Below are 17310 nucleotides of genomic sequence, written 5' to 3' on the forward strand. Positions count from 1 at the left end.
CCGCACCTCTACCCGTGAAACGGTTTGCCCCGGCTGCCCCGGGGGCGCGCCCCCGGGCGGTCGGACCGCTACTGCACCACGTGTCCGGAAGGCTGGTCGACGGCCGGGAGTGCGGCCTCTTCCGAGGGGCGGCGCCAGCCGTGCTCGCCGCGGGCCCGGAGCCAGGCCGTGGTCTCGCCGGGCGGCATCGCGGCGGCGACCAGCCAGCCCTGGACGGCGTCGCAGCCCAGGTCCCGCAGGCGCTCCCAGGTCTCGTCGTCCTCGACGCCCTCGGCGACGACGAGGAGGCCGAGCGAGTGGGCGAGGTCGAGGGTGCAGCGGACGATCTCGGCGTCCTCGGCGTCGACCGCGAGCCGGGCGACGAAGGAACGGTCGATCTTCAGCTCGCTCACCGGGAGCCGCCGCAGGTGGACGAGGGAGGAGTAGCCGGTGCCGAAGTCGTCGAGGGACATCTTCACGCCGTGGCCGGTCAGACCGGCCATGGTGTCCGCGGCCCGCTGCGGGTCCTCCAGGAGCACGTGCTCCGTTATCTCCAGCTGCAGCGCGCCGGCCGGGACCCCGTGGCGGGCCAGGCGGGCGGCGACGGCGCCGGCGAAGCCGGGGGTGTGGACGTCGCGGGGGGACACGTTGACGGCGACAGGAACGTTCAACCCCTGGGCTCGCCACCGGGCGACCTGCGCGAGCGCGGTCTCGAGGACGTACTCGGTGAGGTGGGGCATCAGGCCCGAGGACTCGGCGATCGCGATGAACTCGTCCGGGGGGACCCGGCCGCGCTCGGGGTGCACCCAGCGCACCAGGGCCTCCAGGCCGGCGACCTGTCCGTCGAAGCGGACCTTGGGCTGGTAGTGGAGCTCGACCTCGCCGGCGTCCAGGGCGCGGCGCAGGTCGCCGAGGAGTCCGAGCCGGTCGGGGGTGTTGGAGTCGCGCTTCGACTCGTACACCTCCACGCCCGTACGGTCCCGCTTGGCCTGGTACATCGCCACGTCGGCCCGGCGCAGCAGCCCCTCGGCGTCGAGGGCGTGGTCGGGGAAGACGGCGACGCCGGCGCTGGCCTCCAGGACGAGGGTGAGCCCGTCCAGGTCGAGCGGCGAGGAGAGTTCGGCGACGAGGTGGCGGGCGACGCGCTGGGCGCTGGTGGTGGAGTCGGCCGTGGGGAGCAGGACGGCGAACTCGTCGCCGCCGAGCCGCGCGGCCTCCGCTCCGCGCGGCAGGGCGAGCTTGAGCCGCTCGGCGATCTGGAGCAGCAGCCGGTCTCCGGCGAGATGGCCCAGGGTGTCGTTGACCGATCGGAAACGGTCGAGGTCGATCAGGACGAGGGCGGAGCGCGCGCCCTCCCCTTCGGCCTCTTCGAGGGCGGACCAGGCCCGCTCCAGGAGCCACTGGCGGTTCGGCAGTCCGGTGAGCGGGTCGCGCAGCTGCTCCTCGGCGCGGGCGCGGGCTATCCAGAGGGTGGAGTCGAGGGCGATGAGCGGGACGGCGAAGAGCGGCAGCAGTACCGGCTGGGAGACCGCGACGACGCAGATCAGCGGGGCGATGCCGAGCAGCGCGACCGCGACGAGTCCCTGCCGGAGCAGGGCCGTGCGGGCGACGGTCGGGAGGCCTCCGCCCTGGGGCGAGAGGGCGTACCACAGGAGCAGCCGGGTCACCGCGAGGTAGGCGGCGGCTGCGAGCGTGACTTCCGGTACGTCGGCGATCCCCCAGTCGAGGGGCTGCCAGGGCCTCTCCACGGTCGGTACGTCCCCGAACGCGGCGAGGACCAGGGCGGCGGCGCCGATGCCGAGGACGTCCACGGCGCCGTGCAGGAGTCCCTGGCGCCAGCGGTGGCGGCGGGCCGCGCCGACGAGGACGACGACGGCCATGGAGACGAGGCCGGCGGGCACCCAGCCGTAGAGCAGCAGGACCGCGAGGGTGAGGGCGGCGCCCGAGCCGGTGCCGCCCCACCAGCGGTCGCGGCCGAGGGCGACCAGGTGTCCGACGATGAGCCCGGTGAGGATGGCGAGGGACCAGCCCGCGGCGCCGCCGGGGAAGAGTCCGTGGCCGGTGCTCAGGGCCCGGTAGAACCCGGTGGCGAGCACGACGGCGGCGATGCCCACGACGGCTCCGGGCAGCCCGGAGGTGATACCCATGAAGGTCTCACGGCCACGCGGCCGTGAGACCGGGGCGGCACTCTCGGTCGGTTTCATTCCGTCCCTCTCACAGCCGGCGGTGCCGTCGCAACGCGATGGGCCGTTGTCATGCCTCCACGACCGGCAGAGCCCTCACACGGCCGTGCACGGCAGACGCACGGTCTCAACACTAGGCCGCGGAGGGCTCCGACGGGCAGCGCTCTCCATGTCTTGCCCGAATGCGACCCGGCCACCCGTAACGATCTGGTATGCGCCGAACGGGTGACGTTCCCGGCTGCCCCTTGCCTCTCTCCCGTCTAACCCTCTACCGGGACCGCCGCCTCCCGAGCGGCCTCGGGACCCTCTGCGAGCAGCACCGCGAAGCCGTCCTCGTCCAGAACCGGAACCTTGAGCTGCATCGCCTTGTCGTACTTCGAACCAGGGTTGTCACCGACGACCACGAAGTCGGTCTTCTTCGAAACGGAACCGGTCACCTTCGCCCCGAGCTTCTGGAGCGACTCTTTTGCGCCATCCCTGGTGAAGTTCTGCAGGGTGCCGGTCACGACGACGGTCAGTCCCTCCAGCGGACGCGGTCCCTGCTCCTCGCCGGCGCCCTCGTCCTCGAACGTGACCCCGGCGGCCCGCCACTTGCGCACGATCTCCCGGTGCCACTCCTCGGAGAACCAGTCCTTCACCGCGGCCGCGATGATCCCGCCGACCCCGTCGACGGCCGCCAGCTCCTCCTCGGTCGCCTGCTCGATCCGCTCCAGGGAGCGGAACTCGCGGGCCAGCGCCTGGGCCGCGACCGGCCCCACATGACGGATCGACAGGCCGTTGATGAACCGGGCCAGCGGACGCGCCTTGGCCGCCTCGATGTTCGCCAGCATCGCGAGCGCGTTCTTCTTCGGCTCGCCCTTCTGGTTGGCGAAGACCGTGACGACCTTCTCCTCGCCGGTCTTCGGGTCCCGCTTGGGCAGCCCGCTGTCCGGGTCGAGGACGTGCGCCTTGATGGGGAGGAGCTGCTCGATGGTGAGGTCGAAGAGGTCGCCCTCGTCGACGAGCGGGGGCTCGGCCGGCTCCAGCGGGCGGGTCAGCGCGGCCGCGGCGACCCCGCCGAAGTTCTCGATGTCCAGGCACTCACGCCCGGCCAGATAGAAGAGACGTTCACGCAACTGGGCCGGGCAGCTCTGCGCGTTGGGGCAGCGCAGATCGATGTCGCCCTCCTTCATGGCCCGCAGCGGAGTCCCGCATGCGGGGCACTCGGCCGGCATCACGAACTCCCGCTCGGTGCCGTCCCGCAGGTCGGCGACCGGGCCGAGGATCTCCGGAATGACGTCACCGGCCTTGCGCAGCACGACCGTGTCGCCGATCAGCACGCCCTTGGCCTTCACCACCTCCTGGTTGTGGAGGGTGGCGAACTCGACCTCCGAGCCCGCGACCTTGACCGGCTCGACCTGGGCGTACGGAGTGACCCGGCCCGTCCGGCCGACGCCGACCTTGATGTCGACGAGCTTGGTGTTGACCTCCTCCGGCGCGTACTTCCAGGCGATGGCCCAGCGCGGGGCGCGCGCGGTGGAGCCGAGCCGGCCCTGGAGCGGGATCTCGTCCAGCTTGACGACGACCCCGTCGATCTCGTGCTCGACGGAGTGCCGGTTCTCCCCGAAGTACGCGATGAACTCCCGTACCGCGTCGAGCGAACCGACGACCCGGTTGTGCTGGGCCGTCGGCAGGCCCCATTCGCGCAGCAGGTCGTAGGCCTGGCTGAGGCGGTCGATGCCGAAGCCCTCGCGGGCGCCGATGCCGTGGACCACCATGCGCAGCGGGAGCGTGGCCGTGACCTTCGGGTCCTTCTGCCGCAGCGAACCGGAGGCGGAGTTGCGCGGGTTCGCGTACGGCTGCTCGCCGGCCGCCACCCGGCGGGCGTTGAGGTCGGCGAAGGCCTCCATCGGGAAGTAGACCTCTCCCCGGATCTCCACCAGATCCGGGATCCGGTCGCCGGACAGCCGGTCCGGGATGCCGTGGATGGTCCGGGCGTTGGGCGTGATGTCCTCGCCGGTGACACCGGTGCCCCGGGTGGCGGCCCGGGTGAGCCGCCCCTTCTCGTACGTCAGGTTGATCGCGAGGCCGTCGACCTTGAGCTCGCACAGGAAGTGGTACGCGGACGTGCCGACGTCCTTGGCCACCCGCTCCGCCCAGGCGGACAGCTCGGCGTCGTCGAAGGCGTTGTCCAGCGAGTACATGCGCTCGCGGTGGTCGACCTTGGCCAGGCCCGTTTCGTAGTCCCCCGAGACCTTCTGCGTCGGCGAGTCAGGCGTGCGCAGCTCGGGATACTCCTCCTCCAGCGCCTCGAGGGAGCGCAGGAGCCTGTCGAACTCGCCGTCGCTGATGACGGGCTGGTCCTTCACGTAGTACCGGAAGCGGTGCTCCTCGACCTGCTCGGCCAGCTCGGCGTGCTTCTCCCGTGCCTCGGCGGGCAGGGCCCCCTGTTCGACTGCCACCGTTACTCGTCCTCCCGTTGACTCGGACCCCGTCACTCAGGGTTGTCCGCGAGCGATCTCGCCGCCCGGGCGCAGTGGGCGAGCGCCGCCCGGGCATATGCCGGCGAAGCACCCGCGAGCCCGCACGTCGGAGTGATCACGACGGACTCGGCGAGAGTCCCCGGATTCAGCCCCAGCCTGCGCCACAGCGTCCTGACACCCATGACGCTACCGCCCGGGTCCGACAATGGGGCGTCGGTGGAGGACACCACGCCCGCGAAGAGCTTCGTGCCGGACTCCACGGCCTCGCCGATCGGCTCCTCGTCACGTTCGGTGAGCAGCCCGAAGTCGAACGAGACCCCGGCGACGCCGACGCGGCGCAGCAGTCCGAACGGGACGTCGGGTGCGCAGGAGTGCACGACGACCGGGCCGTCGTGGACCGCGACGACCTCGCGCAGGGCGCTCTCGACGACCTGCCGGTCGACGGCGCGGTAGGTGCGGTAGCCGCTGGCGGTACGGACCTGTCCACGCAGGACGGACGTCAGGGACGGCTCGTCGAGCTGGAGGACGAGCCGGGCGCCGGGGACCCGCTTGTGGAGCTCAGCGAGGTGGTCGCGCAGCCCTTCGGCGAGGGAGCCCACGAGGTCCCGGCAGGCACCGGGGTCGCCGAGCGCCGCCTCGCCGCCGCGCCGCTCCAGGGCGGTGGCGAGCGTCCAGGGGCCCACGGCCTGGACCTTGAGCGGACCTTCGTAACCCTGGGTGAACTCCTCCAGGGCGTCGAGGTCCTCGCCGAGCCAGGAGCGGGCGCGCCGGGTGTCCCGGCCCGGCCGGTCGCTGACCCGCCACCCGCTCGGCTCCACGTGCGCGTACATCTCGACGAGCAGCCCGATGGTCCGCCCGATCATGTCGGCGCCGGGCCCGCGGGCCGGAAGCTCGGCCAGGAAGGGGAAGTCCTCGAAGGAGCCCGCGACGGTCTTGGCCGCCTCCCGGGCGTCGCCGCCGGGCATGGAGCCGACGCCGGTGGCGGGCCCCCAGGTGAACGCTGCCTGCTCGCTGCTCTCGCTCACTGTTCCTACCGTCCCGGACGGACTGTCAGGTCGTTGATCTCGGCGTCGCGCGGCAGATCGACGGCCGTGATGATCGTGGTCGCGACGGACTCCGGGTCGATCCACTTCGAGGGGTCGTACTCCTTGCCCTCCTGGGCGTGCACCTTGGCCTGCATCGGGCTGGCGGTCCGTCCCGGGTAGACCGAGGTGACGCGCACGCCGTTGCCGTGCTCCTCGTGGCGCAGGGAGTCGGCGAGCGCCTTCAGGCCGTGCTTGGAGGCGGCGTAGGCGCTCCACTCGGCGTGGGCGGTGAGCCCGGCGCCGGAGTTGACGAACACCACGTGTCCCTGGGAGACCCGCAGCTGGGGCAGGAAGTGCCGGGTCAGCTCGGCGGGGGCGACGAGGTTGACGTTGAGCTGATGGCGCCAGGTCTTCGGGGTGAGGTCGCCGACCGGCCCGAGGTCGACGACGCCGGCGATGTGCAGAAGGGTGTCGACCCGCTCGGGCAGGCTCTGGTGCGAGAACGCCCACGAGAGCCGGTCGGGGTCGGCGAGGTCTCCGACGAGGGTCCTGGCGCCGGGGAACTCGGCGGCGAGCTCCTTGGCCCGGCCGGCATCACGCGCGTGGAGCACGAGTTCGTCCCCGCGCGCGTGCAGCCGACGGGCGACGGCCGCGCCGATGCCGGAACCTGCCCCGGTGATCACATGTGTAGCCATGGGGCCATCGTCCCATCACCGTGCGGCGATGGACTCTTCAAGGTAGGCAAGAGCGGACACGCCGTCCTCCGCGAAGAAGACCAGGTCCGTCAGCGGGAGGGGCAGGAAGCCCTCGTCCTCCATGCGGTGGAACTGGGTCTTCAGGCCGTCGTAGAAGCCGGCCGTGTTCAGCAGCACCACCGGCTTGGTGTGCTTGCCGTGCTTCCTCAGCTCCAGGACCTCGGTGGCCTCGTCCAGAGTGCCGGTGCCGCCGACCATGACCACGATCGCGTCGGACTTGGCCAGAAGCAGCGCCTTCCGCTCGGCGAGGTCCTTGGCGATGATCATCTCGTCGGCGCCCGGCCGGGCCTTGACGGCGAGGAAGTCCACCGAGACGCCGACGAGCCGGCCGCCCGCCTTCTCCACGCCGTCCGCGACGACCTTCATCAGACCGACGTCGGAGCCGCCCCACACCAGCGTGTGGCCGGCCTTTCCGAGGCGTTCCGCGAAGTCGCGGGCGGGGGCGGTGTAGCGCTCGTCGAGGTCGGCGGCTGAGAGGAAGACGCAGATGTTCATGGTCTCCACCGTAGGCGCCGACCTGCGCGTTCCAAGAATTTCCGGGAAATCCCGCCGCGTCGCGATGAGTTCGGGGAGCGGCTCCGGTCCTATCCGGCATGGACGAGGTGAACAGCACGCTGAGCAGGTCCCGGGGACGGATCACGTCGAGGGACGGCACGCGGATCGCGTACGAGCGGCTCGGGGAGGGGCAGCCGGTGATCCTGGTGGGCGGTGCGCTCTGCACCGCCGGGACCGAGGCGCCCTTGGCCGACCTCCTCGCGCCGCGCTTCTCGGTCGTGACCTACGACCGGCGGGGGCGGGGCGGGAGCGGCGACACCGGCCCGTATGCCGTCGAGCGGGAGATCGACGATCTGGCGGCGCTGATCGACGAGGTGGGTGGCCGGGTGATCGTGCACGGCACGTCCTCGGGCGGGGCGCTGGCGTTGGCCGCGGCGGGTGCGGGGCTGCCGATCGACCGCTTGTCGGTCTACGAGCCGCCGTTCTCCGCCGAGGCCGGGGCGCGCCGGACGTACGCCGCGCACCGGCGCCGGCTGACGGGTCTCCTCGACCGGGGGCAGCGGGCGGCGGCCCTCGAGCTGTTCCTCGCCGACGCGATGCCGACGGGGGCGCCGGCCGGGATACGCGGCGGGGCGGAGTGGCCCCGGCTGGAGGCCGTGGCGCACACCCTGGCGTACGACCACGCGGTGCTGGGCGACGGTGCGGTGCCGGTCAAGCGCCTGCGCCGGGTCCACGCGCGCGTGCTGGTGGTCGACGGCGGCGCCAGCCCCGCCTGGATGCGCCGGGCGGCCCACCTCGTCTCGACGGCCCTCCCCCGCGCCCGCCACCGCACCCTGACGGGCCAGACCCACCAGGTGGCACCACACGTCCTGGCGCCGGCCCTGGAGGAGTTCTTCGAGGAGGACTGAGGGAACGGGCCTTCGGGGTCGAACCGATGGACCGCGCGACTAGGGGGTGAAGCCGCCGCTTCGGGCGCAGGCCGCCACACGACGCACGACCGCCGAGCGCCACTTCGGCGTGAAGCCGCCGCCTCGGGTCCGATCGCCGCTCGGCGTCAGACCGTCGCCGCCGCCGTGCTTCGTACCGTCGTCGCGATCGTCGCCGAGCCCACCACGCGCGTGTCGTCGTACAGCACGATCGCCTGGCCGGGGGCCACGCCCCGGACCGGCTCGTCGAAGGTGACCGTCAGCTCGCCGTCCTCCAGGGCCGCCGTCACCGCCGTCTCGCCGCCGTGGGCGCGCAGCTGGGCTGTGTAGCGGCCGGAGCCCTCCGGGGCCGTGCCGCACCAGCGGGGCTTGATCGCCGTGAGGCCGGTGACGTCGAGCGCCTCGACCGGGCCGACCGTGACCGTGTTGTTCACCGGCGAGATGTCCAGGACGTAGCGCGGCTTGCCGTCCGCCGCCGGGTGGCCGATCCGCAGGCCCTTGCGCTGGCCGATGGTGAAGCCGTACGCACCCTCGTGGGTGCCCACCTTCGTACCCGACTCGTCGACGATGTCACCCTCCGCCCGGCCCAGCCGGGAGGCCAGGAAGCCCTGGGTGTCGCCGTCGGCGATGAAGCAGATGTCGTGGCTGTCGGGCTTCTTCGCCACCGCGAGCCCGCGCCGCTCCGCCTCCGCCCGGATCTCGTCCTTCGTGGTGAGGGTGTCGCCCAGCGGGAACATCGCGTGGGCGAGCTGCTTCTCGTCCAGGACACCGAGGACGTACGACTGGTCCTTGGCCATGTCGGAGGCCCGGTGCAGCTCGCGCGAGCCGTCCTCGTTGAGCACGACCGTGGCGTAGTGACCGGTGCAGACCGCGTCGAAGCCCAGCGCGAGCGCCTTGTCGAGCAGCGCCGCGAACTTGATCTTCTCGTTGCAGCGCAGGCACGGGTTGGGGGTGCGGCCCGCCTCGTACTCCGCGACGAAGTCGTCGACGACGTCCTCGCGGAACCGCTCGGCGAGGTCCCAGACGTAGAAGGGGATGCCGATGACGTCGGCCGCACGGCGGGCGTCGCGGGAGTCCTCGATGGTGCAGCAGCCGCGGGCGCCGGTACGGAACGACTGCGGGTTCGCGGAGAGCGCCAGGTGGACGCCGGTGACGTCGTGCCCGGCTTCGGCCGCGCGGGCGGCGGCGACGGCGGAGTCCACTCCGCCGGACATGGCGGCGAGGACACGGAGGGGGCGCTGCGGCGGAGTCTGAGTCATAGCCCTACCAGGGTACGGGGCTCCGGGAACCACGGTCGCGTGAGTAAGCGTTGTCCTGCACATGGGGAGCGAGAAGAAGCGGGGGGTGGGGCGGCGAGCCGTCCTGCTCGGCGGCGGCGCGGCCGTGCTGGGTACGGCGGCGCTGGCCCGCGACGAGCTGGCGCGTGCCTGGTGGCGGCTGCCGGGCAGGGAGAAGGACCGGGTGGAGGGCGAGCTCGACCACAAGGGGGCGGACTGGTCCGCCGCGTCCCGGGCGAACTGGCGGCGGGCCGACCGGCCCGCCGACTACACGATCGACCGGGTGGTGATCCATGTCGTCCAGGGCAGCTACGCGAGCGCGCTGAAGGTCTTCAAGAACCCGGGGCACGGCGCCGCCACGCACTACGTCGTCCGTAAGGACGGGCATGTGGCGCAGATGATCCGCGAGCTCGACGTGGCCTTCCACGCCGGGAACCGGGACATGAACGAGCGGAGCGTCGGGATCGAGCACGAGGGCTTCGTCGACCGGCCGCAGGACTTCACGGCGGCGATGTACGCGTCCTCGGCGCGGCTGACGGCCGGGATATGCGCCCGGTACGGCATCCCCGTCGACCGGGAGCACATCATCGGGCACGTCGAGGTGCCCGGGACCGATCACACGGACCCCGGTCCGCACTGGGACTGGGACCGCTACATGAAGCTCGTACGGGAGGCCTCGAAGAAGGTCACCTGAGGGGACGTCCGACTCGTCAGACCAGGCCGGCGCTACGGGCCCGCTCGACGGCCGGCCCGATCGCGCCGGCGACCGCCGCCACGTCCTCCTTGGTGGAGGTGTGGCCGAGGGTGAAGCGCAGGGTGCCGCGGGCGAGGTCCGGGTCGGTGCCGGTGGCGAGCAGGACGTGGCTGGGCTGGGCGACGCCGGCGGTGCAGGCGGAGCCGGTGGAGCATTCGATGCCCTGGGCGTCGAGGAGCAGGAGCAGGGAGTCGCCCTCGCAGCCAGGGAAGGTGAAGTGGGCGTTGGCGGGGAGCCGGTCGTCCGGGTCGCCGCCGAGGATCGCGTCGGGGACGGCGGCGAGGACGGCGGCGACGAGTTCGTCGCGCAGGGCGCCGATCTCGCGGGCGAACTCCTCGCGCCGTTCGGCGGCGAGCTGTCCGGCGACGGCGAAGGCGGCGATGGCGGGTGCGTCGAGGGTGCCGGAGCGGACATGGCGCTCCTGGCCACCGCCGTGCAGGACGGGCACGGGGCTGTACTCGCGGCCCAGGAGCAGTGCGCCGATGCCGTACGGTCCGCCGATCTTGTGGCCCGAGACGGTCAGGGCGGCGAGGCCGGAGGCGGCGAAGTCGACGGGGATCTGGCCGAAGGCCTGGACGGCGTCGGCGTGCAGCGGAACGTCGAACTCGCGGGCCACGTCGGCGAGTTCGCGGATCGGCATGATCGTGCCGATCTCGTTGTTCGCCCACATGACGGTGGCGAGGGCGACGGATTCGGGCTCGCGCGCGATCGCCTCGCGCAGGTCGTCGGGGTGGACGCGGCCGTACCGGTCGACGGGGAGGTACTCGACGGTGGCGCCCTCGTGGGTGGCGAGCCAGTCCACGGCGTCGAGCACGGCGTGGTGCTCGACGGGGCTCGCGAGGACGCGGGTGCGGGCGGGGTCGGCGTCGCGGCGGGCCCAGTACAGGCCCTTGACGGCAAGGTTGTCGGCCTCGGTGCCGCCGGAGGTGAAGACCACCTCGCTGGGCCGGGCGCCCAGGGCGGCGGCGAGGGTCTCGCGCGCCTCCTCGACGACCCGCCGGGCGCGCCGCCCGGCCGCGTGGAGCGAGGAGGCGTTGCCCGTGACGGCGAGCTGGGCGTTCATCGCCTCGATCGCCTCGGGAAGCATGGGCGTGGTCGCGGCGTGGTCGAGGTAAGCCATGGTGCCTAGATTCTACGAGGGCGCGGCAGGCCTGCTGGCCGGGGGCCCGGGGCGGGCGGGGTGGCCTTGGGGGCGGTGGGGGTGCGGCGGGGAGCGGCCGGGGGCTTGGCGAGGAGCGGCCGGGGGCTTGGCGAGGAGCGGCCGGGGCACAGCGGCGGGCTTGTGGCCGGGCCCTGCGGCGCGACGTGCCCATGGGGCGGGCGGGGTGGTCCACCGCGTCCCGCGCGCGACAACGGGGCGACACCGCCGGCTTTGCGCCCTGGGCGCCGTGGAGGGCGCGGCGCGAGTGGACACCGTTCCGCAGGCGTGACGAAAAGGCGGGACGCGGGATTCCGTCGGGCTCGCCCGAAGAGGCACCTCGGCGCGCGAGCCAAAGTCCCTCACCCGGCATCGCCGTGCACGGCGAGAATCTCCGCTGCCCCCCCCAGGAGGGTTCGGATCTCCGGTGGGGCCAGGACCTCGATGCCGCCGCCCAGGGCCAGGAGGGGGCGGACGTCGCCCGGTTCAGGGAAGGCCAGTTCGACCTCCGTCCACTCTCCTTCGGGTTCCCTCGGTGGAGACGTCAGCCGGTCGCCGTGGAGGCGGAGGAAGCGGTCCAGGCGGTCGTGTCGGACGCGGGCCCGAACCAGGGCGCCCTGGGCGGCGAGCACGAACAGGGCACGGGACTCGTCGGCCGTCAGCCCCGTGACATCCGTACGGAAGCCGGGCAGGAGGGCGATGCCACCATGCCGGCCTCGTTCGGAGTGGACGGGCACGCCGGACGCCGAGAGCGCCCCGACGTCCCGGTAGTGGTGCGCACGGAGACTTCGAGGCGCTCGGCGAGCTCCGAGGCCGGGACCAGGCCCCGGGTCTGGAGGAGCGGTAAGTGGGCGAGGAGTCGGTCGGACTTCACCGGCCGAGGCCAACCCTGGGGCGGCGGAGGGAGGGTGGCCGCCCCGGAGCCCGACATGCCGTCGGGCGCCCGGCGTGGGCGCACCGCCCCGACGCCTGGCCGCGGCGTCAGCCGCGCGGGGCTCGGGCCAGCTGGCGGGACTGGGCGACGAGCCGGTCCGCGCTGTCCCAGACCTCCGCGTCCTCCTCCAGGAAGCCGCCGGCGAGGTTGCGCGTGGTGATGGAGACGCGCAGCGGGCCCGGGGCCGGGCGGCAGCGGATGTGCGTGGTGAGCTCGACCGTCGGGGTCCAGCCCTTGAGGCCCAGCTCGAAGGAGGTCGGCGGCAGCGCGTCGACGGTGAGGAGCAGGGAGAGCGCGTCGGGCTCGCGACCGTCGGAGAGGCCGAACCAGCCGCGCATCTCGCCCTTGCCCGAGGGCGCGCCGATCGCCCAGCCGACGGTCGCCGGGTCGAGCTTGAGGTCGAGCCGCTCGGTGATGGCGCTGGAGCCGGGGATCTGGGGCGTGGGGCCGTCGGAGGCGCCGAAGCAGTGCTCGATGGGCGCGATCGCGGGGGGCGTGGCGGCGGTGCGGACGTCGTCGGGGAGGGCGTCGAGGTCGCCGTACGAGGCGAGGACCCGGATGCGCTCGACCTCGGTGCCGTCCTCGGCGTACTGGAAGAGGGACGCCTGGCCGGTGGAGAGGGTGCGACCGGTGCGGACGGTCTCGGTGCGGATCACCGCGGGGCCGGGCACGGACGGCGTGAGGTAGTGCGCCGAGATCGTGAACGGGTCCGGGTGCGGGAGGTGGTCGCCGAGGGCGCGGCCGAGCAGAGCGAGGAGGTAGCCGCCGTTGACGGCGCTGATGATGGTCCACCCGGCGGAGAGTTCGGCGTCGTAGACACCGGGGGCGCGGAGGGTGACGGCGGTGTCGCGGTCGAACTCGCTGGTCCCCGCGGTCGTCTCGATACTCGTGCTCATGCTTTCGACGGTACAGCAGGAAACTACTGAGCGGTAGCTTTTTCGGGCTCCTCGCGGGCGGAGGAGCGGCGGTTCCAGGCGCGGGGGGCGCGCCAGTGGTAGCGCATCGCGAGGAGGCGGAGGACGAAGGCGGTGGCGACGGCTACGCCGCTGGTGTACGCGTTGAGGACGTCGAAGCGGATGCAGAGGACGACCATCGTGGCGCCGACGATGGCGGGCACGGCGTAGAGGTCCCGGTCCCAGCGGAGAAGCGAGGGGACCTCGTTGGCGAGGACGTCGCGCAGGACACCGCCGCCGACTGCGGTCGCGAGTCCGAGCGCGGCGGAGGCGGTGAGACCGAGGCCGTACTCGTACGCCTTGGTGGTGCCGGTGACGCAGAAGAGTCCGAGGCCGGCGGCGTCGAAGACGTTGACGGCGTTCTGGGTGCGCTCGACCTCGGGGTGGAGGAAGAAGACGAGGACCGTGGCGACGAGCGGCATGAGGAAGTAGCCGAGGTCGGCGAAGGCGGCGGGGGGTACGGCGCCGATGATCAGGTCGCGCAGGAGGCCGCCGCCGAGGGCCGTGACCTCGGCGAGGACGGCGATGCCGAAGACGTCGAAGTTCTTGCGGACGGCGAGGAGGGCGCCGGAGATGGCGAAGACGAAGATGCCGACGAGGTCGAGGGAGTGTTGTACGGAGGGGCTGAAGAGGTCGTGGAGCACCGAGCAATTGTGCCGGGTCCTCGCGGGGGCGGCGGCCAGGTGGTGCGGGGGCGGGCTCCGCGGGCGGGGCGCCGGGGGCCGGGGCGCTGGGGCGCGGCAGCTCCGCGCCGCGGTACACCGCGAGGGAGGCCGGGGCTTCGCCTCGAACCCACGTCGCCGGCCGTTCCAAGCCGTTACGCGCCGAACCGGCGCCGGGGGCCAGGGGGCCGGGGCGCCGGAGGCCGGGCCCGGAGGCTCCGCCCCCGAACCCCCGCACGCGACAGCTCCGTGCCGCCGTACGTCGCGAGGCCCCGGACGGTGGGCGTCCGGGGCCTCGTGGCTTTGCTCGTGCGGCTACGCCTTCGGCGGCGCGTCGCCTTCGGCGTCCGACGCGTCCGCGTCCTCGGCAGCCTCGGGCTCCTCGCCCTTCGCCGAGCTCGCCGGCGCTGCGGCGGTCTCCGGCTCGGCCGGAGCCTCCGCCTTCGCGAGGGCGTCCTTCGCCGGGGTCTCCCCCGGAGCCGACACCGACCCCGACACCTCCACCGATTCCCTCGCCGACGGCACCGTCAGGCCCTCCGCGTTCTCCGGGTGGTGGCATGCCACCCGCTGGCCCGGGCGGAGTTCCAGCATCGGGGGTTCCACCGTCTTGCAGACGTCCGTCGCCTTCCAGCAGCGGGTGTGGAAGCGGCAGCCCGGCGGTGGGGCGATCGGGGACGGGACGTCGCCCTGGAGGAGGATGCGCTCGCTCTTCGCGCCCCGGCGCCTCGGGTCCGGGACCGGGACCGCCGACATCAGGGCCTTCGTGTACGGGTGCATCGGCGACTCGTACAGGGACTTGCGGTCCGCGAGCTCCACGATCTTGCCGAGGTACATCACCGCGATGCGGTCCGAGACGTGCCGGATGACCGACAGGTCGTGGGCGATGATCACGTACGTGAGGCCGAGCTCCTCCTGGAGGTCGTCCAGCAGGTTCACCACCTGCGCCTGGATCGACACGTCCAGCGCGGAGACCGGCTCGTCGGCCACGACCAGCTTCGGCTTCAGGGCGAGCGCCCGGGCGATGCCGATGCGCTGGCGCTGACCGCCGGAGAACTCGTGCGGGTAGCGGTTGTAGTGCTCCGGGTTCAGGCCGACCAGGCCAAGGAGGCGCTGGACCTCCTTCTTGACCCCGCCCTCCGGCTCCACGCCCTGCAGCTTGAAGGGCGCCGAGACGATCGAGCCGACCGTGTGCCTCGGGTTGAGCGAGCCGTACGGGTCCTGGAAGATCATCTGGATGTCGCGGCGCAGCGGACGCATCTTGGCCACACCGAGGTGCGAGACGTCCACGCCCTCGAACTCGACCGTACCGCCCGTCGGTTCGAGGAGCCGGGTGATGAGCCGGCCCATCGTCGACTTGCCGCAGCCGGACTCGCCGACGACGCCGAGGGTCTCGCCGGGCAGCACCTCGAAGTCGATGCCGTCGACCGCCTTGACCGCCCCGACCTGGCGCTGCAGCAGCCCCTTCTTGATCGGGAAGTGCTTCACCAGGCCGTTGACCTTGAGCAGGGGCTCAGTGCTCTTGTTGTCGCTCACAGCTTCGGCGCAATCTCTTCGGTCCAGATCCGGGTCCGCTCCTCCGGTGACATGTGGCAGGCGGAGTAGTGACGGCCGGGGCCCTCACCGCTCGGCGCGAGCCGCAGCTCGGGGCGTTCCGTGCGCGTGACGCCGCCCTTGGGCACGTCCGCGTACGGGCAACGGGGGTGGAACGCGCAGCCGCTCGGGATGTTGATGAGGCTGGGCGGCGAGCCCTTGACCGGGATGAGCCGGTCGGTCTGCTCCCGGTCGATCCGCGGCATCGAGCCGAGCAGGCCCCAGGTGTAGGGGTGCTGCGGCTCGTAGAAGACCGATTCGGCCGGACCGCGCTCGATGCACCGGCCGCCGTACATCACGAGGATGTCGTCGGCGAGCTCGGCGACGACGCCGAGGTCGTGCGTGATCATGATGACGGCGGAGCCGAACTCCTTCTGCAGGTCCCGGATCAGGTCCAGGATCTGCGCCTGCACGGTCACGTCGAGCGCGGTGGTCGGCTCGTCCGCGATGAGCAGTTCGGGGTTGTTGACCAGCGACATCGCGATCATCGCGCGCTGACGCATACCGCCGGAGAACTCGTGCGGATAGGCGTCGAAGCGCTTGTCGGGCTCCGGGATGCCGACCCGGTCGAGCATCTCGACCGCGCGCTTGCGGGCGGTCTTCTTGTCGACGGCGTTGTGGGTGCGGTACGCCTCCACGATCTGCTTGCCGACCGTGTAGTACGGGTGCATCGCGGACAGCGGGTCCTGGAAGACCATCGCCATCTTGCGGCCGCGCAGACGCCGTACCTCGTCGGCGTCGGCGCGGATCAGCTCGTCTCCGTCCAGCCAGATCTCGCCCTCGATCACCGGGCGGTTGCGGCTGTGGCCGGTGCGGTGCAGGCCCATGATGGCGAGCGAGCTGACCGACTTGCCGGAGCCGGACTCGCCCACGATGCCGAGGGTCTTGCCGCGGGCCAGGTCGAAGGAGAGCCCGTCGACGGACTTGACCAGACCGTCGTCGGTCGGGAAGTGGACCTTGAGGTCGCGCACCGAGAGGTACGCGTCGTCCGAGGGTCCGGACTGCACGGGGACGCCGACCGGACCGGTGGTGGCGCCCGCGGGGCTGTCGTTGTTCAGCGGGGTCTCGGTCACGTCAGCCTCACGCGCGGGTCGACGACGGAGTACATGATGTCCACGATCAGGTTCGCCATGACGACGAAGAAGGCCGCGATGAGGGTGACGCCCATGATGACGGGCAGGTCACCGGCGCCGATGGCGCCGACCGCGGCGGTGCCGAGGCCCTGGAAGTTGAAGGTCGTCTCGGTGAGCACGGCGCCGCCGAGGAGGCCGCCGAGGTCGAGTCCGACGAGGGTGATGACCGGGGTCAGGGTCGAACGCAGTGCGTGCTTGCCGATGACCACGTTCTCCTTGAGCCCCTTCGCGCGGGCCGTGCGGATGTAGTCCTCACCGAGGACCTCCAGCATGGTCGCGCGGGTGATGCGGGCGTATGTGGCGGCGAAGAGGAACGCCAGTGTCACCCAGGGCAGGATCATGCTGTTGAACCAGGCCGCTGGATCCTCGGCCAATGGTCGGTAGTTACTGGCCTCCAGCCACTCCAGGGAGTAGACGAAGATCGCGCTGGCCAGCATTCCGGTGAAGTAGATGGGCAGCGAGACGCCGGCCAGGGCCGTCATCATCGTCGCCCGGTCCCAGATCGTGCCTCTGCGCAAGGCCGAGATCACGCCCGTCAGGACACCGCCGATCACCCAGAGGATCACCGCGCCACTGGCGAGCGAGAGCGTGACCGGGATGCGGTCGAGCAACAGCTCCCACACCGGCTGCTCCGCCTTGAAGGAGTAGCCGAAGCACGGCGCGGGGCAGTGCGTCACCTCCGTGCCCTGGTTGTAGTCGCGGCCGGCGACTATGCCCTTGAGGAACAGTCCGTACTGCTCGGGGATGGACTTGTCGAAGCCCATCTTCACGCGGATGCCCGCAAGAGCGGTTTCGTTGGTCTCGCGGCCTGCGTACATGAGAGCCGGGTCGCTGCCGGTTATTTTCGGCACCGCGAAGAAGATGCCGAAGGTGACCGCGGAGACCACCAGCAGCGTTGCGACGACATTGAAAAGCCGCCGGATGAGGTAGACGAGCACTGCAGTCGGCCGCTCGGGCGGGCGGCTGTCGCCCCTCTGTGTCTTATACACAAATCCGATCCCACGAGACCCGGTTACATCGCGGGTGGGGGGGGGGGGGGGGGAT

The 17310-nt window shown here is 72.1% G+C and carries 14 protein-coding genes and 1 pseudogene; 2 read left to right on the forward strand and 13 right to left on the reverse strand.

Annotated elements, in window-relative coordinates; translation table 11 throughout:
* Nucleotides 1-68: 68 nt before the first annotated feature.
* The 5 genes from ACFVZW_RS17250 to ACFVZW_RS17270 all read right to left on the reverse strand — a co-directional run bounded on the left by ACFVZW_RS17250 (nt 69) and on the right by ACFVZW_RS17270 (nt 6899).
* Entirely contained in the window at nt 69-2126 is a 2058-nt protein-coding gene (locus ACFVZW_RS17250; RefSeq protein WP_384522018.1) for a putative bifunctional diguanylate cyclase/phosphodiesterase, read from the reverse strand.
* A gap of 296 nt (nt 2127-2422) precedes the next feature.
* Nucleotides 2423-4603, reverse strand: coding sequence for an NAD-dependent DNA ligase LigA (gene ligA, locus ACFVZW_RS17255; protein ID WP_384522020.1), 2181 nt, complete (start codon nt 4601-4603; stop codon nt 2423-2425).
* Nucleotides 4604-4635: 32 nt separating this feature from the next.
* Complete coding sequence (locus ACFVZW_RS17260; protein ID WP_384522022.1) at nt 4636-5649, reverse strand: methionine synthase; 1014 nt, start codon at nt 5647-5649, stop codon at nt 4636-4638.
* Between the two features lie 5 nt (nt 5650-5654).
* Entirely contained in the window at nt 5655-6344 is a 690-nt protein-coding gene (locus ACFVZW_RS17265; protein WP_384522024.1) for an SDR family oxidoreductase, read from the reverse strand.
* 15 nt (nt 6345-6359) lie between these two features.
* Nucleotides 6360-6899 carry a TIGR00730 family Rossman fold protein gene (locus tag ACFVZW_RS17270; protein ID WP_384522026.1) on the reverse strand — a complete coding sequence of 180 codons (540 nt, stop codon included), beginning with the start codon at nt 6897-6899 and terminating at the stop codon, nt 6360-6362.
* Nucleotides 6900-6997: 98 nt separating this feature from the next.
* Here ACFVZW_RS17270 and ACFVZW_RS17275 point away from each other — a divergent pair, with 98 nt between their 5' ends.
* Nucleotides 6998-7807 carry an alpha/beta fold hydrolase gene (locus ACFVZW_RS17275; protein WP_384522028.1) on the forward strand — a complete coding sequence of 270 codons (810 nt, stop codon included), beginning with the start codon at nt 6998-7000 and terminating at the stop codon, nt 7805-7807.
* 146 nt (nt 7808-7953) lie between these two features.
* Here the strand turns inward: ACFVZW_RS17275 and mnmA are convergent, their stop codons facing one another.
* A complete protein-coding gene (gene mnmA, locus ACFVZW_RS17280) occupies nt 7954-9084 on the reverse strand; it encodes a tRNA 2-thiouridine(34) synthase MnmA (protein ID WP_384522030.1) in 1131 nt (376 codons plus the stop codon).
* A gap of 61 nt (nt 9085-9145) precedes the next feature.
* On the opposite strand from mnmA, the gene ACFVZW_RS17285 reads away from it, so the two are divergent.
* Nucleotides 9146-9796, forward strand: a complete 651-nt coding sequence (locus tag ACFVZW_RS17285; protein WP_384522032.1) for an N-acetylmuramoyl-L-alanine amidase — start codon at nt 9146-9148, stop codon at nt 9794-9796.
* A gap of 16 nt (nt 9797-9812) precedes the next feature.
* On the opposite strand, the gene ACFVZW_RS17290 is transcribed toward ACFVZW_RS17285, so the two are convergent.
* From ACFVZW_RS17290 to ACFVZW_RS17320, 7 genes and pseudogenes are all read right to left on the reverse strand, one after another.
* The gene (locus tag ACFVZW_RS17290) at nt 9813-10976 is read right to left on the reverse strand and encodes a cysteine desulfurase family protein (RefSeq protein WP_384522034.1); all 1164 of its coding nucleotides are present in this window, start codon (nt 10974-10976) and stop codon (nt 9813-9815) included.
* A gap of 629 nt (nt 10977-11605) precedes the next feature.
* A pseudogene (locus ACFVZW_RS17295) lies at nt 11606-11868 on the reverse strand (helix-turn-helix transcriptional regulator); the annotation flags it as partial.
* 107 nt (nt 11869-11975) lie between these two features.
* Complete coding sequence (locus tag ACFVZW_RS17300; RefSeq protein ID WP_384522036.1) at nt 11976-12824, reverse strand: thioesterase family protein; 849 nt, start codon at nt 12822-12824, stop codon at nt 11976-11978.
* Between the two features lie 23 nt (nt 12825-12847).
* Nucleotides 12848-13525 carry a trimeric intracellular cation channel family protein gene (locus tag ACFVZW_RS17305; RefSeq protein ID WP_384522038.1) on the reverse strand — a complete coding sequence of 226 codons (678 nt, stop codon included), beginning with the start codon at nt 13523-13525 and terminating at the stop codon, nt 12848-12850.
* A gap of 333 nt (nt 13526-13858) precedes the next feature.
* On the reverse strand, nt 13859-15076 hold the full coding sequence (locus ACFVZW_RS17310; protein ID WP_384522040.1) for an ABC transporter ATP-binding protein: 1218 nt from the start codon (nt 15074-15076) through the stop codon (nt 13859-13861).
* Nucleotides 15073-16140, reverse strand: a complete 1068-nt coding sequence (locus tag ACFVZW_RS17315) for an ABC transporter ATP-binding protein (RefSeq protein WP_384522062.1) — start codon at nt 16138-16140, stop codon at nt 15073-15075. The genes ACFVZW_RS17310 and ACFVZW_RS17315 overlap by 4 nt, the downstream gene beginning before the upstream one ends.
* A 62-nt stretch (nt 16141-16202) precedes the next feature.
* Nucleotides 16203-17204 carry an ABC transporter permease gene (locus tag ACFVZW_RS17320; RefSeq protein WP_384522064.1) on the reverse strand — a complete coding sequence of 334 codons (1002 nt, stop codon included), beginning with the start codon at nt 17202-17204 and terminating at the stop codon, nt 16203-16205.
* Between the last annotated feature and the right edge of the window lie 106 nt (nt 17205-17310).

It is taken from the genome of Streptomyces sp. NPDC059567 (assembly GCF_042735655.1).
Taxonomy (GTDB): Bacteria; Actinomycetota; Actinomycetes; order Streptomycetales; family Streptomycetaceae; genus Streptomyces.

Excerpts from the sequence above, each read along its gene's own strand:
- ACFVZW_RS17285 (WP_384522032.1), top strand. The coding sequence starts at position 9,146 with ATGGGGAGCGAGAAGAAGCGGGGGGTGGGGCGGCGAGCCGTCCTGCTC.
- ACFVZW_RS17270 (WP_384522026.1), bottom strand. The coding sequence starts at position 6,899 with ATGAACATCTGCGTCTTCCTCTCAGCCGCCGACCTCGACGAGCGCTAC.
- ACFVZW_RS17300 (WP_384522036.1), bottom strand. The coding sequence starts at position 12,824 with ATGAGCACGAGTATCGAGACGACCGCGGGGACCAGCGAGTTCGACCGC.
- ACFVZW_RS17250 (WP_384522018.1), bottom strand. The coding sequence starts at position 2,126 with ATGGGTATCACCTCCGGGCTGCCCGGAGCCGTCGTGGGCATCGCCGCC.
- ACFVZW_RS17265 (WP_384522024.1), bottom strand. The coding sequence starts at position 6,344 with ATGGCTACACATGTGATCACCGGGGCAGGTTCCGGCATCGGCGCGGCC.
- mnmA (WP_384522030.1), bottom strand. The coding sequence starts at position 9,084 with ATGACTCAGACTCCGCCGCAGCGCCCCCTCCGTGTCCTCGCCGCCATG.
- ACFVZW_RS17290 (WP_384522034.1), bottom strand. The coding sequence starts at position 10,976 with ATGGCTTACCTCGACCACGCCGCGACCACGCCCATGCTTCCCGAGGCG.
- ACFVZW_RS17275 (WP_384522028.1), top strand. The coding sequence starts at position 6,998 with ATGGACGAGGTGAACAGCACGCTGAGCAGGTCCCGGGGACGGATCACG.